Genomic DNA, 23756 nt, shown 5'->3' on the forward strand with positions numbered 1-23756 from the left:
GGTCAGCCGCGGGTCGCCAGCGCCTCCAGTGCCGCGCCCGTGACGCGCCGCGTCGTCCACTCCTCCATCGCCTCGGCGCCGAGAGCGCGATAGAAGCCGATCGCGGGCTCGTTCCAGTCGAGCACCGTCCACTCCAGCCGCGGGTATCCCTGCGCGAGGCACTCGGCGGCGAGCGCCGACAGGAGCGCCACGCCGTAGCCGTGCGAGCGGTACCGCTCGTGCACGTAGAGGTCTTCGAGCCAGATGCCGTGCTTGCCCGTCCAGGTGGAGTAGGTGAGGAACCAGATCGCGATCGCACGGATCTCGCCGTCTTTCCCGTCCACGACGAAGGCGAACGCGCGCGGGTCGTCGCCGAACAGCGTCGCGGTGAGCATCTCGACGGTGTTGTCGACGGCATCCGGTTCGCGTTCGTAGTCGGCGAGCGCTTGGATGCACGCGAGAATCCCGGCCTCGTCGCCGGGGCGGGCGCGGCGAAGGATCGCGCCGTCGGTGAGTTCGGTCATGGCTGAGCCTCCCAGCTCTCGCTCGCGACGCGGCGGAAGTTCCCGCCGAGGACCGCCGCGATGTCGGTGTCGTTCCAGCCGCGGTCGCGCAGCGCCGCCCCCAGGCCGACGAAGGTCTCGGGCGGCATCCATTCGACCGGTCCCCATGCGGTGTAGCTGGCGTCGTACAGGGCGGGGCTCTCGGCCAGGGTGGTCTGGAACGTCTCCCAGTCGAAGGAGAAGTCCGTGCTCACCCCGACGTGCCGGATGCCGACGACCTCGACGGCGTACTCGATGTGGCGGACCATCGCCTCGAGGGTGGGGGTGTTGGGGCCGAGGAAGATGCCGACGCCGGTGATGCCGACGACTCCCCCGGTGTCGGCGGCCGCGCGGGCCTGGTCATCGGTGATGTTGCGGGGGTGGTCCCACACGCTTCGCATGCACGAGTGGCTGAAGACGACGGGCCGCGTCGAGACGGCGCACATGTCGAGCGACGTCCGGGCGCCGACGTGCGAGCCGTCCGGCACCATGCCGCGCCGGTTCAGCTCCGCGACGAGGTCGCGTCCCCACCGCGTGAGGCCGGGATCCTCGGCATCCAGGCATCCGCCCCCGGCCGCGTTGGCGTAGTTGTAGACCGGGCCGAGCGTGCGGACGCCCTGGGCGACGAGCGTCGCGACGGCGTCGAGGTCGCCGCCCAGGGGCGCGCAGTCCTCGAGGTCGAACACCACGGCGGTGTCGCCGGCGGCGGCGATCCGGTCGACGTCGGCGACGGTCGCGGCGAGTTCCAGCCCGTCGATCGCGGTCACCTGCGCACGGAACGCCCGGAGGACGGATGCCGCGACCTCGGGCCCGTGCGGCGCGTAGCCGACGTTGAGCGAGACGAGCCCGCCACCCGCCGGACGGTAGCGGTGCAGCTCCGTCAGGTCAGCGGTCTCGACGAGTTCGGCGCACGCGTGCTGATCCCACAGCATCGTTCAGGCGCCCGCGCGGGCGATGAGCGCCGGGTCGAGGGCTTCCCGCTCGTCGAAGACGAAGCAGTGGCCGTCCCAGTGCGCGTCGCCCTGGGCGGCGAACCAGCCGAGGATGCCGCCGTCGAGCTGGTACGCGTCGAGCCCCTGGTCGCGCAGGTAGATGGCCGCCTTCTCGCACCGGATGCCCCCCGTGCAGAAGCTCACGACGGTCTTGCCGTCGAGCTCATCGCGGTGAGCGCTCGCGGCATCCGGGAACTGAGTGAACCGCTCGATCCGCCAGTCCTGCGCCCCGGCGAATGTGCCGTAGTCGACCTCGAACGCGTTGCGCGTGTCGACGAGCACGACCTCGCGCCCGTCGTCGTCGGTTCCGCTGTCGAGCCAACGGCGCAGCGTCGCCGGCGACACCGCGGGCGCGCGACCGTCCTGCGGGCGCACCTCGGGCCGGTCCATGCGGATGATCTCGCGCTTGACCTTCACGAGCAGGCGCCCGAAGGGCACGGCATCCGACCAGCTCTCCTTCGTCTCCAGGGCCGGGAAATCCGCGCGCAGCCCGTCGACGAATCCGCGCACGTCGGCGGCGCCGCCCGCGAGGAACAGGTTGATGCCCTCCTCAGCGAGCAGGATCGTTCCGCGCAGCCCGGCGTCCGCGGCACGCGCACGCAGCACGGGCCGGAGCGCCGCGGGGTCGTCGATGGGCGTGAACAGATACGCCGAGACGTTGAGAACGGATGCCGCGGATGCCATGGCATCCAGGGTACGCAGAGCGCAAGGCACCTCGTGCCGGCGGCGACGGCCGCTAGCGTGACACGCGATGACTCTCGCCGCCTCGACCGTCTCGGTCGTGATCCCCGTCCGGGACGACGCCGTGCCCCTCGCCGCGTGCCTCGCAGCGCTCGCCGCGCAGACCCGCCCCGCGGACGAGATCGTCGTCGTCGACAACGCCTCGAACGACGACAGCGCCGGCGTCGCCCGCGCCGCGGGCGCGCGCGTGGTGTACTGCGGCGAGCGCGGAATCCCCGCCGCCGCGGCCGCCGGGTACGACGCCGCCACCGGCGACCTCATCCTCCGACTCGACGCCGACAGCCTGCCCGCGCCGGGCTGGATCGCGCACATGACCGCCGCGCTCTCCGACCCGGACGTGGATGCCGTCACCGCCGGCGCCGTGTTCCACGACGGCCCCGCGTCGGGGCGGCGGCCGATGGCGTGGGCGTTCCTCGGCACCTACGCGGCCTTCGCCTACCCGGCCCTCGGGCACGCACCGCTGTGGGGGTCGAACATGGCGTTCCGGCGGGAGGCGTGGCTCGCGGTCCGGGGGCGCATCCACCTCGATCCGGAACTGCACGACGACCTCGATCTCGCGTTCCACCTCGGCGAGCGGCACCACATCCGGATCGTCCCGGGGCACGCGCTGATGCGCGTCTCCTCCCGCACCGTCCGGCCGCGCCGGTTCGCGAAGAGCTTCTCCCGCGGGATGGGCACCGTGTTCGCGCACTGGCCGAGGGAGCTCCCGCCGCTGCGGTGGGCTCGACGTCTGGGGCGGCGCTGATGAGCGGGGTGCTGTTCCCGAACGTCGGCGCACCCGACCTGCACGTCATGAGCTTCAACATCCGCCGCCGGTTCGAGCGACTGACCTGGCCGCCCGAGGACCGCTGGGGCCTCCGTAAAGAGCGCCTCCGTGTCTTCCTCGGCGCGAACACGCCGCACCTCCTCGGTTCGCAGGAGGCCCGCCCCGATCAGGCCCGGTGGGTGCAGGAGTCGCTCGGGAGCACGTACGGTCGCATCGGCCACGGGCGGGGTAAGGACCGCGACGGCGAGGGGACGCCGATCTTCTACGACCGCGATCGCCTCGAGCTGCTCGACTGGACGCAGGTCGCCCTCTCCGACACCCCGGCGATCGACGGCTCGGTGGGCTGGGGCAACACGCTTCCCCGCATCGCCGTCATCGCGCGATTCGTCGACTCGGCGACGGCCGCCCCGTTCGTGTTCGTCAACAGCCACTTCGACGCGTTCTCGCGTCGTGCGCGGCGCCGCTCCGCCCGCTGGCTCGCCGAGCTCGTCGCCGCCGAGGACCTCCCCCTGTTGTTCACGGCCGACGTCAACGCCCCGATCCGCTCGGCGGAGCTCGCCGGCATGTTCGCCGACGGCGGTCTCGTCGACACCTGGGCGTACGCCCCCACCCGCCGGACCGTCGAATGGGGGACGTTCAACAACTACCGGAGACCGCGCGTGGGCGCTCGCCGCATCGACGCGATCCTCGCGACACCGGACGTCGGCGTCCGCGCCGCGGGCATCGACCCGCGCCCGACGGGCACGAGCTGGCCGTCGGACCACCTGCCGGTGCAGGCCGTCGTGCGGATCCCGGTGCCGGGATGATTCGCGCGCTGTACGCCAATCTGAAGCGGCCGCCCCGGACCGCGATGGAGTGGATCACGGATGCCGTGCGCGCCGCCGCGATCCTCGGGGTGCTCACCGCCGCCGTCACGTTTCCGGCCACCGATACCGCCGTGCTGTCGATGACGCTCCCCGCGGTCATGCTCACACGGATGCTGGGCCTCCGCGCCGGCCTGGACCTCGCCATCTGTCTCACGGTCATCGTCGCCGCCGGGAGCAACGTCGTCGACCTGTATCGGGCCTGGGCGGGCTGGGATCTCGTCGTCCACGCCGTGTGCACGGGCGTGCTCGCGGCCGTCGCCCTCGTCATCCTCGACGACGCGGCCGTCATCGCTCCCACCGGCCGCCGCCGCACCCCCATCGTCGTCGCGACGCTCACCGGGCTCGCGCTCAGCGCCGTCTGGGAGATGGTCGAGTGGTTCGGCTATCGCTTCATCACGGATGCCGTCTTCGTCACCTACGACGACACGATCGGCGACATGATGGCCGGCGGCCTGGGGGCTCTGATCGCCGGCGTGCTGGCATCCCGATTCCGGCTGACCCGGCAGGACCGCGCCCCGGTGTGAGCGCGGCCCCGCACGATGACGGTCAGACGCGGCCGGCCACGTCCCGCCCGACGAGGTCGCCGTCGGGGTTGGGTTCGCTGAGCTGCTCGCCGGGGGCGGTCGCTCCCTCGAGCGGCGGGAGCCCGGCCTCGACGCGGGAGCCGATCTCGGCATCCACGTTCTTCCAGTACTGCACGGCCCGGTCGCGGACGTCCGCGCGGGTCACGCCGCCGACGTGTCCGGTGATCGTCTCGACGAGCCGGTCGCGCTCCTCGGCCGTCATGACCTCGCGCACGAGCGTTCCGGCCTGACCGAAGTCGTCGTCCTCCGGGTGCAGCGTCGCCGCTGAGCGGACGAGCTCGCCGTCGCTCTGCCACCCGCCGTCACCGGCGCGTCGCGGATCGGCAGCCGGACCCCCGACCGAGTTCGGCGCGTAGACGGGCACCTCGGGCGGGGCGTACTCGTAGCGCATCGCGCCCTCCTTCGAGTACGAGTGCACCTCGGTGTGCGGGCGGTTCACGGGCAACTGCTGGTAGTTGGTGCCCACGCGGTACCGGTGCGCGTCGGCGTAACTGAAGATGCGCGCCTGCAGCATCTTGTCGGGGCTGCCGTCGATGCCCGGCACGAAGTTCGACGGTTCGAACGCGGCCTGCTCGATCTCGGCGAAGTAGTTGCCCGGGTTGCGATTGAGCTCCATCGTGCCGACCTCGATCTCGGGGTAGTCGCCGTGCGGCCACACCTTCGTCAGATCGAACGGGTTGAAGCGGTAGGTCTTGGCATCCTCGTACGGCATGATCTGCACCTTGAGCGTCCAGGTCGGGAACTCAGCCCGCTCGATCGCGGCGTACAGGTCGCGGATGTGGAAGTCGGCGTCCTGACCGGCGATCTGGTCGGCCTCGTCCTGCGTGAGGGTCTTGTGCCCCTGGTCGGTGTGGAAGTGGTATTTCACCCAGAATCGCTCCCCGGCGGCGTTGATCCACTGATACGTGTGCGAGCCGTACCCGTTCATGTGCCGCCAGGAGGCCGGGATGCCACGGTCGCCCATGAGCCAGGTGACCTGATGCGCGCTCTCGGGGGACAGCGTCCAGAAGTCCCACTGCATCGTGTTGTCGCGGAGGTGGCTGCCCGGGAGACGCTTCTGCGAGCGGATGAAGTCGGGGAACTTGATGCCGTCCTTCACGAAGAAGACGGGGGTGTTGTTGCCGACGAGGTCGTAGTTGCCCTCGGTCGTGTAGAACTTCAGCGAGAATCCGCGCGGATCGCGCCAGGTGTCGGGGCTCCCCTGCTCGCCCGCGACGGAGGAGAAGCGCGCGAGCATCTCGGTCTCGACGCCCGGCTGGAAAAGGGCGGCGCGCGTGTAGGCCGAGACGTCCGCCGTCGTGCGGAACGTGCCGAAGGCACCACCGCCCTTGGCGTGCACGACGCGCTCGGGAACGCGCTCGCGGTTGAACTGCGCGAGCTTCTCGATCAGATAGTGGTCGGTCAGGGCGATGGAGCCGTCGGCCCCGACGCTCTGGGAGTGCTCGTCGCTGGCGACGGGGGATCCGTTGTTCGCGGTGGTGGGCTCGGACATGGCGCTCCTCACGGCCGGGGAAAGGGGATGCCGTCGACGCTACGCACGACGTTCCGGGCGGACGAGGCATTGCGCTCGCCGTCCCCAGCGCGTACCGTCCCGCGACTGTCAATCCCCGGCTCCTCGTCCGCGCGGCTCGCCACCATGGCGGAACCGAACGAGAGGAACGGACATGTCGAAGGATCTGTCGAAGGGCGACCGCGTCAGCTGGGACACGCCCCAGGGCCGCACGCAGGGCGAGGTCGTGGAGAAGAAGACGAAGGACTTCCAGCTCGACGGCCAGAAGTTCACGGCCTCCGACGACGAGCCCGCGTACATCGTGAAGTCGGAGAAGACCGACGCCACGGCCGCCCACAAGGGGTCGGCGCTGAGCAAGCTGAAGGGCTAGGAGCCTCCGGCGTCCCTCCGCTTGCGCATCTGCGCGAGCGCGAGGGACATCCGGTGGTTCCCGGCGAACACGTCCTCATGCCGTTCGAGGAACTGCCAGTACGCGTCGGTGAACACCGAGTCCTTGGCCTCCTGCGCCGAGGGCCACCACGACCCCATCTTCTGCAGGTACGCCCCGCCCGAGACGTAGGGCTTGGTCGCGACGAACCCGCCGTCGGCGAACTGGCTCATGCCCATGACGTTGGGCACCATGACCCAGTCGTACGCGTCGACGAACAGCGCGAGGAACCACCGGTTCACCTCCCGGGGCGCGTACCCCCGCAGCAGGAACCAGTTGCCCAGCACCATCAGCCGTTCGATGTGGTGCGCGTACCCCCACCCGTGCACGCGTCCGAGCACGGTCCGCACGGGCGCGGGCAGGTCGGACGGCATCCGCTCCCCCGTGTACCAGTACTTCTCGACACGCTTCTCCAGGTGCAGGGCGTTGACGCGCTCGAGCTTCGGGTACGCCCGGTACATCCCGCGCATGTACTCCCGCCAGCCGATCACCTGCCGGACGAACCCCTCGACGGATGCCAGCGGCGCAGCGGTCCGTGTCGCGGCGGCGATCACCTCCTCGACGGTGAGCAGCCCGATGTTCAGCATCGGCGAGATCACCGCGTGGAAGAGGAACGGCTCGTCGTGCTTCATGGCGTCCTCGTACCGGCCGAAGTCGCCCAGGCGCTCGGCGACGAAGACGTCGAGCCACGTGCGGGCATCCTCGGGGGTGACGGGGAGCCAGAAGTCCGACGCCTCGCCCGGGTGCTCCGGGAACCGCTCGTCGACCTCCGCGATCACCGCCGCCGTGATGTCGTCACGTTCGGGCGTCGGCAGCGCCGGGATCTCGACGCCCTTCTTCGGCAGCGGCTTGCGGTTGTCGGCGTCGAAGTTCCAGCGACGTCCCGCCGGCACCCCACCGTCCATCAGGATGCCGGTGCGCCGACGCTGCCAGCGGTAGAAGTCCTCCATCAGGGGCTTGGGGTGCTCCGCGAACCACGCGTCGACGTCTTCTTCGGGCGTGAGGAACAAGCCGTCGGACAGGATGTCGGTCTCGACGCCGTGTGCCGCGCAGATCTCCGTGATCCGCTCGTCGACCGGGCGGTTGGGGTCGCTCATCCACGTCAGCTCGGTGACGCCTCGCTCCACCAGCAGCCGCTCGAGGCCCGCGCGGAACGGCAGGTCGTCCTCGAGGGTGATCCGCTGCACGATGCGTCCCGCGGACTCGAGCCGGGCCGCGGTGTGCCGCATCGCCGAGACCAGCAGCACGATCTTGTGCCGGTGGTAGGGCAGCTTCGCGAAGCGCGGGGCGGACTCGATGAAGAAGAACTCCTCGACGTCGTCGTCGTCGAAGGCCGGGTGCTCCGCGAACTGCTGGGTCGCGAGGACCAGCGCGGCCCTCACGCGCGCCGCCGTTGCTTCGCGGCGTTCGCGCGGCATCCGCGCGAGCAGTACAGGACCTCGTCCCACTGGTCGCGCCCGCTCCAGCGCTTCCGATCGGAGAAGGGTCGGCCGCAGTAGGCGCACGGCTTGGTGCGCAGCGGGGGTCGTGCCATGGCGTCATCGTGTCAGCGCCACCGGCCTCGGATCGGGGGCTTGCGCCGCGCACACCGATCGCTCTCGCGCAAGGGGCGTGCGCGCCGAGACGGGAGCTGTTCGGGTGAGGGCATGACCCCCACACCGGACAGCACCCCCGACACCGCCGACCAGCCCGACGAGCTCGAAACGGCCGACCGGCCTGAGATCCCCGACGGCACCGACGACGAGGACGCCCCCGTCGACAACCCCTCCGGGGGCTGAGACGGGGGCCCCGCCCGTCACTCGGGCAGGTCGAACTTCTCGTTCTCGCCGCGCGGGCGCTCGCCGGTGACCTTGGATGCAACCAGCGCCACCGCCGTGGCGATGTGCCCGCCGACACTCCCCCAGTACTCGCCGCTCAACGCCGAGACCTTCAGGAGGGTCACCCCCGGGGACTCGGGTCCGTCGGGGAACCAGGCCTCGACGCTCGTGGACCACAGCTCCTTCAGCTTCGCGAGGTCCTCGACCACCTCGGCCTCGCCCGCGAGCGAGAGCCACAGGCCGTCGGAGCTGAATGACAACCCGACCTTCGGGTCGCGACGGATGTGCTCGACAGCCGAGGCATGGGTGCCGACGATGAACCACAGGTCGCCGTCGGATTCGCGCTCCTGGACGGTGAGCGGATGGGCATGCAGATCGCCGCCCGTCGCTCGTGTGGTGATCATGGCGAAGCGGAACTTGGGCAGCATCTCGTTGAGCTTGTCCAGCTCGGACACAGTGTCGGACACGTCGTCCTCCTTCTTCCGGTGGGAGATCCCAGATCATCCGGTCACCGCGACCATGGCCACCGCTTGACGACTGCCCCGGCGCCTGCTCTCGCCCTGCAGCAAGAACTGCTCGTGTTCTGCGGAAGCATCCGTGCTACCGTGGAGTATTCGTTCTGGGACCTGCTTCATCGACGTCCGCCTCATCGTGGAGATGCCGGGCGCACGGCACCGAGCCGTCATCGATGCGATTCCCTCCTCATCTCCGCGCGGTCTGCGTGGGCGCGACCCCCGGTCGTCCATCGGCCGCGGAAAGTTCGCGTGTCTCCTCTCCTCCCCCCGCCGTTGTCGTGGCGCCAGGCCGATCTCGACGTCTTCGTCGCGACCGCCGATTCCGCGTACGCCGGTTTCGTCGGCGCCGTCCCCTCGGGCTTCGAAGCCCAAGGGGCGCGCGGCGAAGATCTCGGTATCCACGACTCCGTCGCTGCGGCCCAGTCCGCTGTCGACGTCCACCGCGTTCGCACGACCCTCCCGGTCGCGCGGCGTCCCCGTCCGCTCCGCATGCGTCGGAGCGGCGCACCCGGCCGCAATCGCGGCCCACGAAGAAAAAGGAAGAACACGATGGCCACTGGCACCGTGAAATGGTTCAACTCCGAGAAGGGCTACGGGTTCATCGCACCCGACGACGGCTCGGCCGACCTGTTCGCGCACTTCAGCGCGATCCAGGGCAATGGCTTCAAGGAGCTGCAGGAAGCACAGAAGGTCGAATTCGACGCTGAGCAGGGCCCCAAGGGCATGCAGGCGGCGAACATCCGTCCCCTCTGAGCTCCGGCTCCTCAGCGAAGGCCGGGAGGGCCGCTTCGGCGGCTTCCCGGCCTTCGCCGCGTCCGCGGGAGGTTCCGCAGAGCGCAGGAAGGGTGTCTGGAAGATGACCGTCGCCGGTGAGTATGCCGTGGATGCACTCGTATTCCGGTGACCCCATACGCCCCGACGTAGTGTGGGCCTCAGCCCGGGTAGCCGCCCCGGCTCCCGACTACGGTCACCACTCCCGAGGAGCTTCTTCATCGCCTCCACCATCGTCGAGTCCCGTCTCGGCCCCGTTCGTCAGACCTATTCCGGCACCACCGAATTCCCCCCGATCGCCAAGGCCTACACGGAGCTGTCGCAGGTCGTTCGCGAGAGCGGGTTCCTCTCCCGCACCCCCGTCTTCTACTCTCTCGTCGCCACGGCCATCGTCCTCGGCTTCGGCGGCGCGATCACCGGTTTCGTCCTGCTGGGCGACAGCTGGTTCCAGCTCCTCATCGCCGCCGCCCTCGGCATCCTGTTCACCCAGGTCGCGTTCCTCGCGCACGAGGCCAACCACCGGCAGATCTTCGCGTCGGGGAGGGCGAACGACCGCCTCGCGCTGTGGATCGGCAACGGGATCGTCGGCATGAGCCAGTCGTGGTGGGCCACCAAGCACACCCGCCACCACGCCAACCCGAACCGCGTCGGCAAGGACCCCGACATCGAGATCGACACGATCTCGTTCCTCGACGAGGACGCGGCCAAGGCTCGCGGCATCCAGCGCTGGATCACGCAGCGGCAAGGATGGCTCTTCTTCCCGCTCCTGACGCTCGAGGGTCTGAACCTCCACGTGCTCGCGATCCGCCACCTGCTCTCGCGCGGCGAGGTCAGGGGTCGCTGGACCGAGCTCGGGCTGCTCGCCCTGCGCTTCGCGGTGTTCGTCGCGCCGGTGTTCGTGTTCCTGCCCCTCGGGATGGCCTTCGCCTTCCTCGGCGTGCAGCTCGCCGTCTTCGGCGTGTACATGGGGGCGTCGTTCGCCCCCAACCACAAGGGCATGGCCGTCATCGCGCCCGGCGCGAAGCTCGACTTCTTCAGCAAGCAGGTCCGCACCTCCCGGAACATCTCCGGCGGCTGGTGGGCGACCTGGCTCATGGGCGGCCTGAACTACCAGATCGAGCACCACCTTTTCCCGAACATGCCGCGCCCGTATCTCAGCCGCGCCCGGGAGATCGTGCGCGAGCACTGCCGGACGCTCCAGGTGCCGTACGTCGAGACGACGCTCCTCCAGTCGTACGGCATCGTCATCGCGTATCTGAACCGCGTCGGGCTGGCCGCCCGCGACCCGTTCGAGTGCCCGATGACGTCGGCGGCACGGCGCGTCTGACGCGTCAGTCGCGCGCGACCTCGAGGAGCCGCGTCTCCCGGACGGCGCCGTCGGCCAGCGTGAGCGTCATCATCGTGCACGCGGGCTGGCGGCGCCGATCGGTCGGCGACCCCGGGTTGAGCAGCCGCATCCCCGCGGGCGTCACCGCGTCCCACGGGATGTGGCTGTGCCCGAACACGAGCAGGTCGGCGTCGGGGAAGGCGGCATCCATCCGCTTCTCCCGCCCCGCGGCCGGCCCCGTCTCGTGGATCACGGCGACACGCACCCCGTCGATCTCGGCTCGGGCCACCTCCGGGAGACGGTCTCGCAGGTCGGCACCGTCGTTGTTGCCCCACACCCCCAGCACGGGGGCGAGCGCGGCGAGGTCGTCGAGCACCGACGCCGTCACCCAGTCGCCGGCGTGCACGACGAGGTCGACCCCGGATGCCGCCCGCCGCACGGCCTCCGGCAGGCTCCGCGCCCGTTTGGGGACGTGCGTGTCGGCGATCAGGAGCAGGCGGGTCGTCATCGGGCCCACGCTACTCGCGGGTGCGAGGATGGAACGGTGACGTCCCGCCGTAGCGCCCTTCTCGTTCTCCTCGTCGACGTCGTCCTGGTGGTCGTGTTCGCCGCGATCGGACGCGCCACCCACGACGGCGACGTGCTGGGCCCCGCGGGCGCAGGCCTGGCGACCACCGCGTGGCCGTTCCTCGTGGGCCTGCTGCTCGGGTGGGCCGTGAGCCTCGGCTGGCGGCGTCCGCTCGCGCCGCTGCGGACCGGCCTCCCGGTGTGGGGCGTGACGCTGGTGGCCGGGATGCTGCTGCGCGCGGTCAGCGGTCAGGGTGTCGCTGTCGCGTTCGTCATCGTCGCCGGCGTCACCCTGCTGGTGTTCCTGGTGGGCTGGCGCGCGATCGCGGGGCTCGCGGCCCGCGTCCGCGTCAGTCGCTCAGCGTGACATCGACCTGGATCTCGGCCGCGAGGTTCTGAAGGTCCTCGACGAGCTCGTCGACCCCGCCCGCGCCGGCGAGCGTCGCGGTCAGCGAAGCCTCGAACAGGCGACCGCCCGCCATCGCGGCATCCGTGGTCTGTGTCGACATCCGGTCGATGCTCGCCCCGCGGGCGTTCAGCGCACTCGTGATCTCGCGCACGATGCCGGGCCGGTCGTTGCCCATCACCGTCAACGCGACGGTGCGCGCGTCCGACACGCGCACCGCGGCCGGACCGTGCACCGCGACCCGCAGCGTGCCCGTCGCCGCCTCGAGCGCCGCGCGCAGATCGTCGGCACGGTCGGCGGGAACCGAGACCTCCACGATCCCGGCGAACGCGCCGGCCAGTTCCGCCAGCTCACTGGTCTCCCAGTTGCCGCCGTGCGCGTCGACGATGTCGGCGAGGGAGGCCACGAGCCCGGCCCGGTCGTCCCCCACCACGGTGATCACGAGAGTCGTCATGCCCGAAAGCGTAGCCACCGAGCCGCTGGTAGCGTGAGGGCAGGACCTGCGAGAGGGGGCACGGGATGTTCGCGTCGTTCCTGACCGCCCTGAACCTCCTCCTCGTCGCCGCCGAGCTCGCGCTGATCCCCGACGGCGGGTCGTCGCCCACTCCTCTGCTGGCTCTTGCCCTCGCGGCCGCGGTCGTCCTGACCGTCGCCGTCGCGGTGGTGGTGTTCCGCCTTCTGTCCGGCGCCCCGCCCGCGACGCCGACGCGCCCCATCGATCCGTCCGCTCCGCTCGCGCAGAGCGATCCCGACGCCGCCGGCCACCCGCGCCCGCGAGCTCCCGGACGCGCGGCCGCGGCCGCGTAGAACGCCCGGCGCCCCCGACGGCGCCGCTCTGGCATCCCTTCGTGGCCGATCGCGCCCTGATCGCTCCCACGAACGGATACTTCCTTGGACCTCTTCGCCCTGCCGCCGCTCGCGGCCCTGCTCGACCTCACGACCCGGGGCCTGCTGGCCCTCACGTCGTTCCTCACGCCCGCCGCCGGGGGCGCCGCCGCCGCCCTGGCCGTCGTCCTCGTCACCCTCGTCGTCCGCGCCGGGCTCATCCCCGTCGGGGTGTCGCAGGCCCGGGCGGAACGCGATCGCGCGCGGCTCGCCCCGCAGCTGCGCGCCCTTCGCGAGCGCTGGGGGAAGAACCCCGAACGCCTCCAGCGCGAGACCATGCAGCTCTACCGGGATGCGGGCGTGTCCCCGTTCGCGGGATGCCTCCCCGTCCTGGCGCAGGCACCCGTCGTCGGGCTGCTGTACGCCGTGTTCCTGCACCCGACGGTCGCGGGACACGCCAACGGCCTCCTCACCGAGCAGCTCGCGGGGGTACCGCTCGGGTCGAGCCTGCTGACCGCTCTCACCAGCGGGTCGGCGGATGCCGTGACGTTCGTGCTGCTCGGCCTCGTCGTCGCGGTCATCGCCGGCGCGGGCGAACTGACACGACGCTTCCTGCGCCCCCCGTTCGATCCCGCGACCCCGCGATCGGTCGTCGCGATGACCGCGGTGCTGCCGTTCACGACCGCGGTCGTCGCGCTGTTCGTCCCGCTCGCCGCGGGCCTGTATCTCGCGGTCACGACGCTGTGGACGTTCGGGCAGCGCCTCGTGCTGCGCCGGTTCTATCCGATCGACGACGGGCGCACGGCATCCCAGCGCTGAGCGTGCACGAGATTCACCGCGGCCATGGCGAGCACGATCAGCGCCGCCCCGGCGGGGAACAGCATCGCCGTCTCGACCGCCACGCGCTCCGCGACGGCACCCGTGACCGCCGACGACAGCGCCTGCGCGAGGGTCAGAGCCGAGGCGAGCAGCGTCATGGTCGTCGCCGTGCGCCCGGCCGGGGCACGGTGTCCCGCGAGGCTGAACAGCGTGACGAGCGAGGGTCCGACGCCGATTCCCATGAGACACAGCACGACCGTCACGGTCACCACCGAACCGCCCACCGAGTACGCGCCCGCCGAGGCGAAGAGGAGGATCGCGAAGGCCACCAGGCGCCAGCGCAGGGAGAAACGCGCGGGCAGCACCGCCACGGCGAGGGCGAGCACAGCGGAACCGACGCCCATCACGCCGTACAGCAGCGCCCCGGCCTCGGGGGCGCCCCGCGCTTCCATGAACGCGGTCAGCGACGTCAGCGTCGAGCCGAAGAACGCGCCGACTCCGAACACCGCCACGACGAGCATCAGCATGCGCGGCCGGAGCAGTTCGCGGGCCGGAGCCATCGCGCCGCGTTCGGACGCCACGGGGACCACGCGTCCGGTGGGGTGCAGCGCGAACGCGGTCACGAAGATGAAGCTCAGCGCGGCGGCCGCGGCGATCGGCGCCCAGGGCGCCACGACCGCGGCGAGCACGCCGACGACGAACGGGCCGATCACGAATGCCGTCTCATCGGCCGCGGACTCGTACGCCATCGCGCGCGAGAAGGTGCGCTCGCGCCGCTCGGACGAGACCCGCGCCCCGATGAGCGCCATGACACGGCTGCGCGACATCGCGGCGGTCTGCGGGCCGGTGAGGCCGATCGCGACGGCGCTCGCGAGGACGACGGCGTCGGCGGCCGGCGACCCCACGACGACGGGGAAGAGCGCGAGGAGGATGCCGTTGGCCAGCCCGGTCGGCACCAGCACACGCGACTGCCCGAACCGGTCGGCGAGGTCGCCGAGCACGGGCCCGGCGATGACGACACCGATGCCGACGGCGGCGGACGTGAGCCCGCCGAGCGCGACGGAACCGCGCACCGACACGACGAGGGCCAGGACGCCGACCGTCATCATCGCGAACGGCAGACGCGCGACGAACGCGACGGGGAAGTACCAGAACCCCGTGTGGTGGATCAGCGAGCGCGACGCAGCGGTCGGGACGGGGTGGTGCATGAGGATCTCCGGGGCGTGGGGCGGTGCCGCCTTGCCGGTCCGGTAGGTAGATGCACGAGGTGCGGCGGGCGAGCCCGCACGGACATTCTACAGCGCCCGCGTGGGCGGGGACCTAGGAGACGAGCGCGGCGATCGCCGCGATCACCGACGCGAGCGCCAGGACGAGGGCGATCGCGATGAGCACCGTGTGCACGATCAGGAACGCGGTGGGCTTGCCGGACGCGTCGCGCGCGCGGGGGTCTTTCGCGATCCGCGGGTAGAACCGGGGCCACACGACAGCGTTGAACACGGCGTTGGCGAAGAGCAGGACGATCAGCAGCGGTTCCACCCCCCGAGCCTACGTCGCGGGTCACACCGCGCAGACGATGCACCGCCGTGCGGTGGGCCGCACGTCCAGCCGCGCGTCGGCGATGGGCCGCCCGCACACCTCGCACACGCCGAAGGTTCCGGATGCCACGCGCTCCCGCGCCGCACGGATCTCATCCTGCTCCGCGCGCGCCGCTCGGGCGAGCGCATCGACGTGCGCCCACTCCCCCGACAGGGTGGAGCCCTCGGGGTCGTGCTCGTCGTCGGCCGTGGCATCCGCCCGGTCGTGTCGGAGACTCTCGGCGTCGTCGCCCAGGTGACGCAGACGTCGGTCGACGGCGCGCTCCAGCTCGTCGAGCAGGGTCAGAGCGCGAGCGGCATCCATCCCTCGACGCTACTGCGGAGCCCCGACATCGCGGCGGGGGTGGATCGCGAGGCGCGGGGACGTCAAGATCGGCGCATGGCTGACCTCACCAAGCACTGGACACCGCTCGGGCTGGTGTTCCTCGCACTGTCGATCGTCGGGCTCGTCGGGACCTGGACCTTCAACGTGTTCGCCGTCGTCCAGATGGTGGATTTCGTGGGCGATCTCGTCTCGAGCGGACCGGCGGTCTCGTCGATCACCGTCGACCTGCTGGTCGTCGCCGTCGCCGGGAGCATCTTCATCCTGGTCGAGGGGCGACGACAGGGAATGCGGCACGCCTGGCTCTACGTCGTCCTGTCGGGGCTCACCGCCTTCGCCTTCACCTTCCCCCTGTTCCTCGCGATGCGGGAGCGGAAGCGGACGGCCCGGGTCCGCGCGGACGCGTGAACCCGGGCCGGGCGGGTCAGCGGCCGAGACCCTCGCGCAGCCCCTCGACGAGCGGCGTGGTCGGGCGCCCGATCACGCGGGCCAGGGTGCCGTCGGTCTGAGACAGGGCACCACGGGCGATCGCGTCGTCGATGCCGGCGACGAACGCCGCCGTCCCGGCATCGAGACCGGCCTGCTCGAGTCCTGCCGCGAGCTGCTCGAGCGTCACCGGCTGGTACGCGACCTCGCGGCCCAGCACCTCTCCCGCCGCAGCCGCCAGCTCGTCGTAGGTCCACGTGACGTCACCGCCGAGTTCGAGCGTCTGCCCCACGAGGTCGTCCGTGGTGAGGGCCACCGCCGCCGCCTCGGCGTAGTCGCGGCGACTGGCGCTGGCGACCCGCGCGTCGCCGACGGCCGCGACGATCACACCGGAGTCCGCCGCACGTCCGACCGCGTCGAGGTAGTTCTCGGTGTACCAGTTGTTGCGGAGGATCGTGGCATCCAGGCCGGCTTCGGAGATCGCGCGCTCGGTGGCGAGGTGATCTGCCCCGAGGGGGTAGTCGATCTCGTCGACGCGGGGCGCGCTGGTGTACACGAGGCGCTCGACGCCCGCGGCCCGCGCCGCCTCGACGACGTTGCGGTGGCCGGTGGCCCGGTCGGGGTCCGTGCCCGAGATGAGCAGGACACGGGTGACGCCCTCGAGCCCGGCGGTGAGGGTCTCGGGGCGGGAGTAGTCGAACTCGACCACGCGGATGCCGCGCGTCGCGAGGTCGTCGGCCTTGGCGGGGGTGCGCACACCGGCGACGACGTCGGATGCGGCGACGCCGCGGGCGAGGAGCGCATCGATCACGAGGCGGCCGAGGTGCCCGGAGGCGGCGGAGACGAGGAGGGTCATGGGAGTGTCCTTTCGGTCGGTACGCCCAAGGCAACGTCGCGGACCGGAGCACATTCCGGAATGCGGGTACCCACTTTTCGGTTAGGTACTCACGTGATGGTGAGTCTTGCGGATCTCCGCGCCGAACGTCCCGATGTCTTCTCGGACGGGTGCCCCACCCGGACCGTGCTCGATCACGTGATGGGCAGGTGGGGAGTCCTCGTCCTCGTCGCGCTCTCGGACGGCACCCAGCGCTGGGGCGAGCTGCGCCGCAACATCTCGGGCATCAGCGAGAAGATGCTCGCGAGCACGCTCAAGACCCTCGAAGCCGACGGTCTGGTCCGCCGCACCGCGTATCCCGAGGTGCCCCCGCGCGTGGAGTACGCCCTGACCGACCTCGGCCGCGACCTCATGGGACGCGTCCTGCCGCTCATGGCCTGGGTCGCCGAACACGCGGATGCCATGCTGGACCGGCCGAGATGAGGGGCGCCTCCGCCTAGGCTCGATTCATGCGACTCCCGCTCCGGCTCCCGCGCGAAAGCCTGAGTTTCCGCGCTCCGCGACGCGGGCCCTTCCTGCAGGTCGCGAAGTCCGCGATCGCGATGATCGCCGCGTGGGTCGCCGCGGGCGCCCTCGTCCCCGGGCCGCCGCCGATCTTCGCCGCGATCGCCGCCGTGCTGGTCGTGCAGCCGAGCATCAACCAGTCGTTCACACGGGCCGTCGAACGCAGCGTCGGCGTGATCGTCGGCGTGGTCATCGCCTCCCTGCTCGGCATCCTGCTCGGGTCCCCGACCTGGGTGATCCTGCTCGCCGGCGCCGTCTCCCTCGGTGTGGCCTGGGCGTTGCGCATGTCGCCCGGAGCGACCAATCAGGTCGCGATCAGCGCGGTGCTCGTCCTCGCCCTCGGCACGGCCACGCCCAACTACGCCCTCGACCGCGTGCTGGAGACGGTGATCGGTGCCGTCATCGGCATCCTGGTGAACACCGCGCTCGTGCCCCCGGTGCTCGTCCCCCCGGCCCGGGAGAAGCTCGAGATCCTCGGACGCGAACTCGCCGCGGCACTGGAACGTCTCGCGGACGCCCTCGAGACCCCGCAGGATCGGGCGTCGCTGGAAGGACTCCTCCTCGAGGCGCGGCTCCTGCGCCCCGTGCGGGATGCCGCGGCCGACGCCATCCGCGACGGCGCCGACTCGCTGTCGCTCAACCCGCGCAGCTCTCGGCACCGCGCCGACCTCGCCGCGATGCAGCGGCGACTCGACCGGTTCAGCCCTGTCGTCACCCAGACCGTCGGGATGACACGGGCCGTGTACGACGGGTACACCGCCTCGATCGCCGACGACCCGTCGGTGCGGGCCATCGCCGAGCAGCTGCACCGGGCGGCGCACGACGTCCGGCTCGACTTCGCGCTCGACCCGCGCACCGAGCCGGAACCGATCGCGGAAGAGCCCGCGCTCACCCGGCCCCTGCAGATCCGTACGCCCTCGACCGAGCACTGGGTGCTCGTGGGGTCCTTGCTGATGGACCTCCACCGCATCCACGAAAGCCTGCGCGACGAACAGGCGTGAAGCCGCGCGAACGGCCCTCGCCGCCCACAGCGCTGGTTGACTGGTGCCATGGGTACCGCGATGTTCCCGTTGGGAGCCGTTCTGTTCCCGCACACGCCGCTGGCGTTGCGGATCTTCGAGGAGCGCTACCTCGTCATGCTGGGCATGCTGCTCGACGAGGTGGACCCCGAGTTCGGAGTCGTCCTGATCGAGCGCGGCGTCGAGACCGGTGGCGGCGACCAGCGCTTCGCGCTCGGGACCATGGCCCGTCTCAGCCACGTCGTCCCCCAGGCCGGGCAGATGTCGATCGTCGCCCGCGGGGCCGAGCGGTTCGAGATCGTCGAGTGGCTCGAGGACGCCCCGTATCCGCGGGCGGAGGTTCGTCCGCTCCCCGCCCTCGAATGGAACGACGACCTCGCACCACTCCTCGAGGAAGCGGAAGGCATCGTGCGCCGTGTCCTCGGACGCGCACGCGAACTCGGCGTGGCGCGCTGGGACCCCGACGTCGAGCTGTCGGAGGAGCCGCTCGAGCGGGCCTGGCAGATCGCGGCGATCGCCCCGCTGGGCGAGCTCGATCAGATGGAGTTGCTGCGCTCCCCCACGATGGGCGGACTGCTGCGCGCGACGGTCGACCTCACGCTCGCCGCCGAACCGCTCCTCGGCGACCCCATCCCCGACGGCGTCATCGTGGTCACGGACGACCCCGATGACGACGTCGAGGACGACGACTGACGCGACCTCAGTTCAGGGCGCGCACCGACGCAGGGATGACACCGGAGCCGTAGAGATCGATCGCGAGGTCCTGGAGGGCCGTGAGGGCGACCCGCTGCGTCTGCGGCCCGTAGGAGATCCGCGCCACCCCGAGAGCCTCGTATTCGCCGGCGGTCAGCGCACCGGGCACGCCGATCACGCTCACCTTCCGTTCGCCGATGCCCTCGACCAGACGCCGCGTCGCGTCCGCGTCGAGCAGGCCCGGTACGAAGACGGTCGTGGCACCGGCATCGAGATAGGCGCGGCCGCGGGCGATGGCATCCGTCAGCTTCTCGTCGAGGGGACGGTCGCCGCCCTTCAGGACGGCGTCGGTGCGGGCGTTGAGGACGAAGGGAACACCCTCGGACGCGCCCGCGGCGACGATCGCCTCGACCGCCGCGACCGAGTCCGCGAGCGGACGCAGACGGTCCTCGACGTTGGCGCCGACGACGCCGACGCCGATCGCGCGGCGCACGGTCTCGCCGGGGTCGCCGTAGCCGGCGTCGAGGTCGGCCGAGACGGGCACGTCGACCGCCGCGACGATGCGCCCGACCATGTCGAGCATGAGGTCGAGCGGGATGTTCTCGCCGTCCTCGTAGCCGAACGTGGCGGCGATCGAGTGACCGGCCGTCGCGAGCGCCCGCGTCTGCGGCAGGTCGGCGATCGCGCGCGCCGAGACGACGTCCCAGACGTTCACGACGCGCAGGATCTCGGGGGCGTGGTGCAGAGACGCGAGGGTCTCGGCGCGGGCGGCGGGCGCGGTCATGCGGATGCTCCTTCAGGGTCGGTCGCGAGTGCGTCGGCGATGAGGGTGTCGCCGGCGCCGAAGCGGATGAATCGTCCGATCGTCGCGGGCTGCACCAGGCTCGCCGCGACCACGGCGGCGACATCGGCCCGACCGACCTCGCCCTTGCCCTGCGGCGCCGTGGTGATGCGACCGGTCGGCGGGTCGAGCGTGAGCGTCCCGGGGCCGAGGATCGTCCAGTCCAGGTCGCTCGCGCGCAGGTGGTCGTCGGCCGCGAGTTTCGCGTCGGCGTAGGCGAAGAACGGGTCGTCCTTCGGGATGCCGTGATCCGGCGTCGAGCCGATCCACGACACCATGACGAAGCGGCGGACGCCGGCCTGCGCGGCCGCGTCCACGGCGCGTTCCGCGGCGTCACGGTCGACCGCGTACGTGCGTTCCGCCGAGCCGCCGCCCGCGCCGGCCGACCACACGACCGCGTCGGCGCCGTCGAAGGCCTGGGCGAGCGCGTCGACATCCGCCTTCTCGACGTCGAGCACGAGCGGCGTGCCGCCCGCGGCCTCCACGTCGGCGCGGTGGTCGGGGTTGCGCACCACCGACACCGCCTCGTCGCCACGCTCGGCGAGCAGACCCGCCAGGTGCAGGGCCACCTTGCCGTGTCCGCCGATGATCACGATGCGTTCCATGTCACTGTCCTCCGGCCTTCTCGATCGACATCTTCAGAATCACGCGCTGGGCACGATCGGGCGGCGGCTGCTGCCCCGCGTTGCCGTAACGCCGGCCGAGGCGGACGTAGAACGCCCCCTCGGGATCGGGTATCTCTTCGACGAGGCGACCGCGCACCTCGAGGTAGCGGTAGGGCTGCTCGGGGTCGAAGACCATGAGGCTCATCGACGGATTCGCCTGCAGGTTGCGGTACTTCTGCCGCGTCGTTGTGTGCGTGAAGAGCACGTGCTCGCCGTCGAACTCGAACCACATCGGGTTGACCTGGACCGTTCCGTCGGGACGCACGGTTCCCAGAGCGCCGTAGTTCGGATTCTCGAGCAGGTCGCGAAGCGCATCGGGGATCATGCGTGTCCTCTCATCGGGTGTCGCTCCGCGAGCCTACGCATCCCGTCCGACACGCCCGCGGGGCTTGACGGGCTCAGCCGACGTCGCCGTCGACGTACACCCACCGCCCGCCGCGCCGGGCGAACCGGCTCCGCTCCGACAGCACGCCCCGCTCCCCGTCGCGGCCCCACGACGCGCGGAACGCGACGGTCGCGGCATCCCCGTCCTCGACGGCCTCGTCGATGACGAGCCCCTCCCAGACGGTGTCGTCGAGGTCGATCTCCTCCGGCCGGGTCCGTGGATGCCACGTCCGAACGAGATGATCGGCGTCGCCCACCGCGAACGCGGTGTAGCGCGATCGCATCAGCCGCTCCGCCGACGGCGCTGCGGCGCCGTCGAGGAGCGGGCCGCAGCACTCCCCGAACGCCGCGCGCCCGCACGGACACGGCGCGGCCGCGGAAGGTCGCGAGGAGCGGGCACCGAAAGACACCCCGACACTCTAGGCAATCCACACGGCGAGCAGCGTGCGGACGGTCGTCTCGTACTGCGCGCGGTCGAAACGGAGCGTGAACACGGGCACCTCTTGCTCGATGTCGAAGGGGTGATTGGCGTCCTGGTATCCGATGTTCCGCCATTCGACCGTCGTGTCCATCACCCGGACGTCGGCGCTCACGCCGCCGCAGTCCAGACCCCCGCAGCCCGGGCAGAACAGCAACCCGACACGGCCGTCGTCATACCGCACCCACCAATCCATGTCGGACGCGTCCTCCCCGAGAAGCACGCGAAGACTGCCGATGGCGAACTCGTCGGCGCCGGAACCTTCCGTCAAGAACGTGATGTCCTCGCACTCCCGACCGTTAGAGAAGGTCAGCCGATCACGCAGCGGTCGGCCGTCGACCGTCCAGTCGATGAACCTCAGCGGCTCCCGGGCAGTCGCACGGAACCGCCAGCGGAAGAGCCCTCGGATCTCCACGTTCCGCTGCGGATGCTCCGCCCAGCGGACGCCGAGCACCGCGAGGGGGGCGGCTTCGGCAGACATGAGCCCGAGCCTACTGTCGGCGGGAACGAGAACTCTCGGCCGATCGACCCTGCCCTCACTACCCTGAGCACATGGCATCCCGTCCGGACAAGCTCATGCTCCTCGACACCGCATCGCTGTACTTCCGCGCGTTCTACGGCGTGCCCGACAAGGTGAAGGCCGAGGACGGCACGTCCGTGAACGCGGCGCGCGGCCTGCTCGACATCATCGCCAAGCTCGTCACGACGTACGAGCCGACGCGGCTCGTGGCCTGCTGGGACGACGACTGGCGACCGGGGTGGCGCGTGGAGCTCCTCCCCACCTACAAGGCCCATCGGGTCGTGGAAGCCGTCGCCGGCGCGCCGGACGTCGAGGAGGTCCCCGAGGCGCTCACCGCGCAGATCCCGTTGATCCGCGACACCCTCACCGCCCTCGGCATCGCCGTCGTCGGCGCCGCCGACCACGAGGCGGACGACGTCATCGGCACGCTCGCCTCCCGCGCCGACGTGCCCGTCGACATCGTCACCGGCGATCGCGACCTGTTCCAGCTCGTCGACGACGCCCGTGGCATCCGGGTCATCTATACGGCGCGGGGAATGAGCAATCTGGACATCATCGACGACGCAGCCGTGCAGGCCCGCTACGGCATCCGTGCGGCGCAGTACGCCGACTTCGCAGCGCTCCGCGGCGACCCGTCGGACGGCCTGCCCGGCGTCCCGGGCATCGGCGAGAAGTCCGCGGCCGCCCTCCTCACCGCCTGCGGCGATCTGCCCGGCATCCGCACCGCTGCCGCGGACGGTACGGCGGGCTCCCCCGCGCAACGCGCCAAGATCCTCGCCGCGGCCGAATACCTCGACGTGGCCCCGACGGTCGTCCGGGTCGCGCGCGACCTCGACCTCACGCCAGCGGACGACCGGATCCACGTCGACGACTCCCGCGCGGCCGCCGCCACGGAGCTCGCCGCCCGCTGGAACCTCGGCACGTCGATGACCCGCGCCCTCACCGCTCTGCGCGGCTGAACGCGGCTCAGCGGTCGCGGGCGAGCCACTCCCGCAGCCGCGGAAGCGGCCAGGTCGTGATGATCCGTTCGGCGGGCACACCCGCCGCCTGCGCACGGGCCGCGCCGTAGTCGAGCAACGACAGCTGACCCGGCGCATGCGCGTCGGAATCGATCGAGAAGAGGCACCCCTCCGCCACGGCCAGCGCGAGGAGGTCGTCCGGCGGGTCCTGACGCTCGGGACGCGAATTGATCTCGACCGCCACACCCGAGGCGGCGCACGCCGCGAACACCGCCCGCGCGTCGAACTCCGACGGGGGTCGGGTCCCCCGTGCTCCTTCGACAAGGCGCCCGGTGACGTGACCGAGTACGTCGACGCGCGGATCGCCCGCCGCCGCCACCAGACGCCGCGTCATGGGGGCCGCCTCCATCCGCAGCTTCGAGTGCGCGGATGCCACGACCACATCGAGCTCGCGGAGGAGCGCGTCCTCCTGGTCGAGGTCGCCGTCGTCCAGGATGTCGACCTCGATGCCCGTGAACAGGGTGAAGGACGCGTCGGAGAGGCCCCGGACGATCTCGATCTGCGCCCGCAAGCGTTCCGGCGACAGGCCGTTCGCCACCGTCAACCGCGGAGAGTGATCGGTGAGCGCGAGGTACTCGTGCCCCAGCCCACGGGCCGCCTCCACCATCGTCGGGATCGGCGTGAGCCCGTCCGACCAGTCGCTGTGACTGTGCAGATCGCCGCGCAACAGTGCCCGCAGCTCGCCGCCGCCGACCGCGCCGGACGCGGCGCGCAACGACGCCAGGCGCTCGGGCACACCGCCGTCCAATGCCTCCCGGATCACGGCGAAGGTCGAGTCGCCGATCCCCGGGCGCCGCCGCAACCCCGGGTCCCGCAGCTCCTCGTCGCTCAGCCCGTCGATGGCCGCGGCGGCGGTGCGGAACGCCTTCGACTTGTACCGCGACGACCTCTCCCGCTCGAGCAGATACGCGATCTCGGTGAGCGCGTCGAGCGGGTGCATG

The 23756-nt window shown here is 71.3% G+C and carries 34 protein-coding genes; 15 read left to right on the forward strand and 19 right to left on the reverse strand.

The features are described 5' to 3' along the window. Nucleotides 1-2: 2 nt before the first annotated feature. Genes BGO45_RS10320 through BGO45_RS10330 form a run of 3 tightly spaced genes read right to left on the reverse strand, consistent with a single transcriptional unit; the run spans nt 3 to nt 2197 of the window. Complete coding sequence (locus tag BGO45_RS10320; protein WP_292693811.1) at nt 3-503, reverse strand: GNAT family N-acetyltransferase; 501 nt, start codon at nt 501-503, stop codon at nt 3-5. Then, nucleotides 500-1453 (reverse strand): membrane dipeptidase, encoded by a 954-nt coding sequence (locus BGO45_RS10325; protein WP_292693813.1) that lies wholly within the window; start codon nt 1451-1453, stop codon nt 500-502. Before BGO45_RS10325 ends, BGO45_RS10320 begins: the two co-directional genes overlap by 4 nt. A gap of 3 nt (nt 1454-1456) precedes the next feature. After that, a complete protein-coding gene (locus tag BGO45_RS10330) occupies nt 1457-2197 on the reverse strand; it encodes a sulfurtransferase (RefSeq protein ID WP_292693815.1) in 741 nt (246 codons plus the stop codon). Between the two features lie 67 nt (nt 2198-2264). On the opposite strand from BGO45_RS10330, the gene BGO45_RS10335 reads away from it, so the two are divergent. Genes BGO45_RS10335 through BGO45_RS10345 form a run of 3 tightly spaced genes read left to right on the forward strand, consistent with a single transcriptional unit; the run spans nt 2265 to nt 4410 of the window. Further along, on the forward strand, nt 2265-2999 hold the full coding sequence (locus tag BGO45_RS10335) for a glycosyltransferase family 2 protein (protein WP_292693818.1): 735 nt from the start codon (nt 2265-2267) through the stop codon (nt 2997-2999). Next, complete coding sequence (locus tag BGO45_RS10340) at nt 2999-3826, forward strand: endonuclease/exonuclease/phosphatase family protein (RefSeq protein WP_292693821.1); 828 nt, start codon at nt 2999-3001, stop codon at nt 3824-3826. The genes BGO45_RS10335 and BGO45_RS10340 overlap by 1 nt, the downstream gene beginning before the upstream one ends. Further along, a complete protein-coding gene (locus BGO45_RS10345; RefSeq protein ID WP_292693823.1) occupies nt 3823-4410 on the forward strand; it encodes a hypothetical protein in 588 nt (195 codons plus the stop codon). Before BGO45_RS10340 ends, BGO45_RS10345 begins: the two co-directional genes overlap by 4 nt. Before the next feature lie 22 nt (nt 4411-4432). Here the strand turns inward: BGO45_RS10345 and BGO45_RS10350 are convergent, their stop codons facing one another. Next, nucleotides 4433-5962 carry a catalase gene (locus tag BGO45_RS10350; protein ID WP_292693826.1) on the reverse strand — a complete coding sequence of 510 codons (1530 nt, stop codon included), beginning with the start codon at nt 5960-5962 and terminating at the stop codon, nt 4433-4435. Between the two features lie 172 nt (nt 5963-6134). On the opposite strand from BGO45_RS10350, the gene BGO45_RS10355 reads away from it, so the two are divergent. Next, complete coding sequence (locus tag BGO45_RS10355) at nt 6135-6350, forward strand: DUF2945 domain-containing protein (RefSeq protein ID WP_292693829.1); 216 nt, start codon at nt 6135-6137, stop codon at nt 6348-6350. Here the strand turns inward: BGO45_RS10355 and BGO45_RS10360 are convergent. Next, on the reverse strand, nt 6347-7789 hold the full coding sequence (locus BGO45_RS10360) for a cryptochrome/photolyase family protein (RefSeq protein ID WP_292693833.1): 1443 nt from the start codon (nt 7787-7789) through the stop codon (nt 6347-6349). The two genes, BGO45_RS10355 and BGO45_RS10360, sit on opposite strands and share 4 nt — an antisense overlap. Next, nucleotides 7786-7941, reverse strand: coding sequence for a DUF2256 domain-containing protein (locus BGO45_RS10365; RefSeq protein ID WP_076490656.1), 156 nt, complete (start codon nt 7939-7941; stop codon nt 7786-7788). Before BGO45_RS10365 ends, BGO45_RS10360 begins: the two co-directional genes overlap by 4 nt. A gap of 112 nt (nt 7942-8053) precedes the next feature. Here BGO45_RS10365 and BGO45_RS10370 point away from each other — a divergent pair, with 112 nt between their 5' ends. Beyond that, on the forward strand, nt 8054-8185 hold the full coding sequence (locus tag BGO45_RS10370) for a hypothetical protein (RefSeq protein ID WP_292693837.1): 132 nt from the start codon (nt 8054-8056) through the stop codon (nt 8183-8185). A 17-nt stretch (nt 8186-8202) separates the two neighbouring features. Here BGO45_RS10370 and BGO45_RS10375 read toward each other — a convergent pair whose 3' ends face one another. After that, nucleotides 8203-8691, reverse strand: coding sequence for a pyridoxamine 5'-phosphate oxidase family protein (locus BGO45_RS10375; RefSeq protein WP_292693840.1), 489 nt, complete (start codon nt 8689-8691; stop codon nt 8203-8205). 597 nt (nt 8692-9288) lie between these two features. Here BGO45_RS10375 and BGO45_RS10380 point away from each other — a divergent pair. Beyond that, entirely contained in the window at nt 9289-9492 is a 204-nt protein-coding gene (locus BGO45_RS10380; protein ID WP_026095524.1) for a cold-shock protein, read from the forward strand. 238 nt (nt 9493-9730) lie between these two features. Beyond that, nucleotides 9731-10837, forward strand: a complete 1107-nt coding sequence (locus BGO45_RS10385; RefSeq protein ID WP_292694323.1) for an acyl-CoA desaturase — start codon at nt 9731-9733, stop codon at nt 10835-10837. Nucleotides 10838-10841: 4 nt separating this feature from the next. On the opposite strand, the gene BGO45_RS10390 is transcribed toward BGO45_RS10385, so the two are convergent. Next, nucleotides 10842-11345 (reverse strand): metallophosphoesterase, encoded by a 504-nt coding sequence (locus BGO45_RS10390; protein WP_292693842.1) that lies wholly within the window; start codon nt 11343-11345, stop codon nt 10842-10844. A gap of 36 nt (nt 11346-11381) precedes the next feature. Here BGO45_RS10390 and BGO45_RS10395 point away from each other — a divergent pair, with 36 nt between their 5' ends. Further along, nucleotides 11382-11771: a DUF3054 domain-containing protein gene (locus BGO45_RS10395; RefSeq protein WP_292693843.1), complete on the forward strand. Its 390-nt coding sequence runs from the start codon at nt 11382-11384 to the stop codon at nt 11769-11771. Here BGO45_RS10395 and BGO45_RS10400 read toward each other — a convergent pair. Then, nucleotides 11755-12264, reverse strand: coding sequence for an ACT domain-containing protein (locus tag BGO45_RS10400; RefSeq protein WP_292693844.1), 510 nt, complete (start codon nt 12262-12264; stop codon nt 11755-11757). The two genes, BGO45_RS10395 and BGO45_RS10400, sit on opposite strands and share 17 nt — an antisense overlap. A 65-nt stretch (nt 12265-12329) precedes the next feature. On the opposite strand from BGO45_RS10400, the gene BGO45_RS10405 reads away from it, so the two are divergent. Together BGO45_RS10405 and BGO45_RS10410 are read left to right on the forward strand one after the other, a co-directional pair. Next, nucleotides 12330-12617, forward strand: coding sequence for a DUF6412 domain-containing protein (locus BGO45_RS10405; RefSeq protein ID WP_076490662.1), 288 nt, complete (start codon nt 12330-12332; stop codon nt 12615-12617). Between the two features lie 84 nt (nt 12618-12701). Continuing rightward, nucleotides 12702-13454, forward strand: coding sequence for a membrane protein insertase YidC (locus tag BGO45_RS10410; protein ID WP_292693847.1), 753 nt, complete (start codon nt 12702-12704; stop codon nt 13452-13454). Here the strand turns inward: BGO45_RS10410 and BGO45_RS10415 are convergent. The 3 genes from BGO45_RS10415 to BGO45_RS10425 all read right to left on the reverse strand — a co-directional run bounded on the left by BGO45_RS10415 (nt 13415) and on the right by BGO45_RS10425 (nt 15353). After that, nucleotides 13415-14662 carry an MFS transporter gene (locus BGO45_RS10415; protein WP_292693850.1) on the reverse strand — a complete coding sequence of 416 codons (1248 nt, stop codon included), beginning with the start codon at nt 14660-14662 and terminating at the stop codon, nt 13415-13417. The two genes, BGO45_RS10410 and BGO45_RS10415, sit on opposite strands and share 40 nt — an antisense overlap. 112 nt (nt 14663-14774) lie before the next feature. Further along, nucleotides 14775-14990: an SCO4848 family membrane protein gene (locus BGO45_RS10420; RefSeq protein ID WP_076490665.1), complete on the reverse strand. Its 216-nt coding sequence runs from the start codon at nt 14988-14990 to the stop codon at nt 14775-14777. A 21-nt stretch (nt 14991-15011) separates the two neighbouring features. Then, nucleotides 15012-15353 (reverse strand): TraR/DksA C4-type zinc finger protein, encoded by a 342-nt coding sequence (locus tag BGO45_RS10425; RefSeq protein ID WP_292693857.1) that lies wholly within the window; start codon nt 15351-15353, stop codon nt 15012-15014. Between the two features lie 75 nt (nt 15354-15428). On the opposite strand from BGO45_RS10425, the gene BGO45_RS10430 reads away from it, so the two are divergent. Next, a complete protein-coding gene (locus tag BGO45_RS10430) occupies nt 15429-15779 on the forward strand; it encodes a DUF2834 domain-containing protein (RefSeq protein WP_076490667.1) in 351 nt (116 codons plus the stop codon). Between the two features lie 16 nt (nt 15780-15795). Here the strand turns inward: BGO45_RS10430 and BGO45_RS10435 are convergent, their stop codons facing one another. Further along, on the reverse strand, nt 15796-16653 hold the full coding sequence (locus BGO45_RS10435) for an SDR family oxidoreductase (RefSeq protein ID WP_292693861.1): 858 nt from the start codon (nt 16651-16653) through the stop codon (nt 15796-15798). Between the two features lie 96 nt (nt 16654-16749). Here BGO45_RS10435 and BGO45_RS10440 point away from each other — a divergent pair, with 96 nt between their 5' ends. The 3 genes from BGO45_RS10440 to BGO45_RS10450 are packed head-to-tail and all read left to right on the forward strand — an operon-like array spanning nt 16750 to nt 18908. Then, entirely contained in the window at nt 16750-17115 is a 366-nt protein-coding gene (locus BGO45_RS10440; protein WP_292693864.1) for a helix-turn-helix domain-containing protein, read from the forward strand. Between the two features lie 26 nt (nt 17116-17141). Beyond that, entirely contained in the window at nt 17142-18197 is a 1056-nt protein-coding gene (locus tag BGO45_RS10445; protein WP_175611020.1) for an FUSC family protein, read from the forward strand. Between the two features lie 48 nt (nt 18198-18245). Continuing rightward, complete coding sequence (locus tag BGO45_RS10450; RefSeq protein WP_292693868.1) at nt 18246-18908, forward strand: LON peptidase substrate-binding domain-containing protein; 663 nt, start codon at nt 18246-18248, stop codon at nt 18906-18908. Nucleotides 18909-18915: 7 nt separating this feature from the next. On the opposite strand, the gene BGO45_RS10455 is transcribed toward BGO45_RS10450, so the two are convergent. From BGO45_RS10455 to BGO45_RS10475, 5 genes are all read right to left on the reverse strand, one after another. Further along, nucleotides 18916-19692, reverse strand: a complete 777-nt coding sequence (locus BGO45_RS10455; protein ID WP_292693870.1) for an isocitrate lyase/phosphoenolpyruvate mutase family protein — start codon at nt 19690-19692, stop codon at nt 18916-18918. Further along, entirely contained in the window at nt 19689-20354 is a 666-nt protein-coding gene (locus BGO45_RS10460) for an SDR family oxidoreductase (RefSeq protein ID WP_292693873.1), read from the reverse strand. Before BGO45_RS10460 ends, BGO45_RS10455 begins: the two co-directional genes overlap by 4 nt. A gap of 1 nt (nt 20355) precedes the next feature. Continuing rightward, the gene (locus tag BGO45_RS10465; RefSeq protein ID WP_292693875.1) at nt 20356-20739 is read right to left on the reverse strand and encodes a PPOX class F420-dependent oxidoreductase; all 384 of its coding nucleotides are present in this window, start codon (nt 20737-20739) and stop codon (nt 20356-20358) included. A gap of 73 nt (nt 20740-20812) precedes the next feature. Beyond that, complete coding sequence (locus BGO45_RS10470; protein ID WP_292693878.1) at nt 20813-21208, reverse strand: YchJ family metal-binding protein; 396 nt, start codon at nt 21206-21208, stop codon at nt 20813-20815. Between the two features lie 9 nt (nt 21209-21217). Beyond that, nucleotides 21218-21757, reverse strand: a complete 540-nt coding sequence (locus tag BGO45_RS10475) for a hypothetical protein (RefSeq protein ID WP_292693881.1) — start codon at nt 21755-21757, stop codon at nt 21218-21220. A gap of 71 nt (nt 21758-21828) precedes the next feature. Between BGO45_RS10475 and BGO45_RS10480 the strand changes: the two genes are divergently transcribed. Beyond that, on the forward strand, nt 21829-22755 hold the full coding sequence (locus BGO45_RS10480) for a 5'-3' exonuclease (RefSeq protein WP_292693883.1): 927 nt from the start codon (nt 21829-21831) through the stop codon (nt 22753-22755). Between the two features lie 7 nt (nt 22756-22762). Here BGO45_RS10480 and BGO45_RS10485 read toward each other — a convergent pair whose 3' ends face one another. Further along, a complete protein-coding gene (locus BGO45_RS10485; RefSeq protein ID WP_292693885.1) occupies nt 22763-23755 on the reverse strand; it encodes a PHP domain-containing protein in 993 nt (330 codons plus the stop codon). Between the last annotated feature and the right edge of the window lies 1 nt (nt 23756).

Source organism: Microbacterium sp. 71-36 (genome assembly GCF_001898305.1).
Classification (GTDB): domain Bacteria; phylum Actinomycetota; class Actinomycetes; order Actinomycetales; family Microbacteriaceae; genus Microbacterium.

Coding starts and splice junctions, on each gene's coding strand:
- BGO45_RS10320 (WP_292693811.1), bottom strand. CDS start 503: ATGACCGAACTCACCGACGGCGCGATCCTTCGCCGCGCCCGCCCCGGC.
- BGO45_RS10325 (WP_292693813.1), bottom strand. CDS start 1,453: ATGCTGTGGGATCAGCACGCGTGCGCCGAACTCGTCGAGACCGCTGAC.
- BGO45_RS10330 (WP_292693815.1), bottom strand. CDS start 2,197: ATGGCATCCGCGGCATCCGTTCTCAACGTCTCGGCGTATCTGTTCACG.
- BGO45_RS10335 (WP_292693818.1), top strand. CDS start 2,265: ATGACTCTCGCCGCCTCGACCGTCTCGGTCGTGATCCCCGTCCGGGAC.
- BGO45_RS10340 (WP_292693821.1), top strand. CDS start 2,999: ATGAGCGGGGTGCTGTTCCCGAACGTCGGCGCACCCGACCTGCACGTC.
- BGO45_RS10345 (WP_292693823.1), top strand. CDS start 3,823: ATGATTCGCGCGCTGTACGCCAATCTGAAGCGGCCGCCCCGGACCGCG.
- BGO45_RS10350 (WP_292693826.1), bottom strand. CDS start 5,962: ATGTCCGAGCCCACCACCGCGAACAACGGATCCCCCGTCGCCAGCGAC.
- BGO45_RS10355 (WP_292693829.1), top strand. CDS start 6,135: ATGTCGAAGGATCTGTCGAAGGGCGACCGCGTCAGCTGGGACACGCCC.
- BGO45_RS10365 (WP_076490656.1), bottom strand. CDS start 7,941: ATGGCACGACCCCCGCTGCGCACCAAGCCGTGCGCCTACTGCGGCCGA.
- BGO45_RS10370 (WP_292693837.1), top strand. CDS start 8,054: ATGACCCCCACACCGGACAGCACCCCCGACACCGCCGACCAGCCCGAC.
- BGO45_RS10380 (WP_026095524.1), top strand. CDS start 9,289: ATGGCCACTGGCACCGTGAAATGGTTCAACTCCGAGAAGGGCTACGGG.
- BGO45_RS10390 (WP_292693842.1), bottom strand. CDS start 11,345: ATGACGACCCGCCTGCTCCTGATCGCCGACACGCACGTCCCCAAACGG.
- BGO45_RS10400 (WP_292693844.1), bottom strand. CDS start 12,264: ATGACGACTCTCGTGATCACCGTGGTGGGGGACGACCGGGCCGGGCTC.
- BGO45_RS10405 (WP_076490662.1), top strand. CDS start 12,330: ATGTTCGCGTCGTTCCTGACCGCCCTGAACCTCCTCCTCGTCGCCGCC.
- BGO45_RS10415 (WP_292693850.1), bottom strand. CDS start 14,662: ATGCACCACCCCGTCCCGACCGCTGCGTCGCGCTCGCTGATCCACCAC.
- BGO45_RS10425 (WP_292693857.1), bottom strand. CDS start 15,353: ATGGATGCCGCTCGCGCTCTGACCCTGCTCGACGAGCTGGAGCGCGCC.
- BGO45_RS10430 (WP_076490667.1), top strand. CDS start 15,429: ATGGCTGACCTCACCAAGCACTGGACACCGCTCGGGCTGGTGTTCCTC.
- BGO45_RS10435 (WP_292693861.1), bottom strand. CDS start 16,653: ATGACCCTCCTCGTCTCCGCCGCCTCCGGGCACCTCGGCCGCCTCGTG.
- BGO45_RS10440 (WP_292693864.1), top strand. CDS start 16,750: ATGGTGAGTCTTGCGGATCTCCGCGCCGAACGTCCCGATGTCTTCTCG.
- BGO45_RS10445 (WP_175611020.1), top strand. CDS start 17,142: ATGCGACTCCCGCTCCGGCTCCCGCGCGAAAGCCTGAGTTTCCGCGCT.
- BGO45_RS10450 (WP_292693868.1), top strand. CDS start 18,246: ATGGGTACCGCGATGTTCCCGTTGGGAGCCGTTCTGTTCCCGCACACG.
- BGO45_RS10455 (WP_292693870.1), bottom strand. CDS start 19,692: ATGACCGCGCCCGCCGCCCGCGCCGAGACCCTCGCGTCTCTGCACCAC.
- BGO45_RS10460 (WP_292693873.1), bottom strand. CDS start 20,354: ATGGAACGCATCGTGATCATCGGCGGACACGGCAAGGTGGCCCTGCAC.
- BGO45_RS10465 (WP_292693875.1), bottom strand. CDS start 20,739: ATGATCCCCGATGCGCTTCGCGACCTGCTCGAGAATCCGAACTACGGC.
- BGO45_RS10475 (WP_292693881.1), bottom strand. CDS start 21,757: ATGTCTGCCGAAGCCGCCCCCCTCGCGGTGCTCGGCGTCCGCTGGGCG.
- BGO45_RS10480 (WP_292693883.1), top strand. CDS start 21,829: ATGGCATCCCGTCCGGACAAGCTCATGCTCCTCGACACCGCATCGCTG.
- BGO45_RS10485 (WP_292693885.1), bottom strand. CDS start 23,755: ATGCACCCGCTCGACGCGCTCACCGAGATCGCGTATCTGCTCGAGCGG.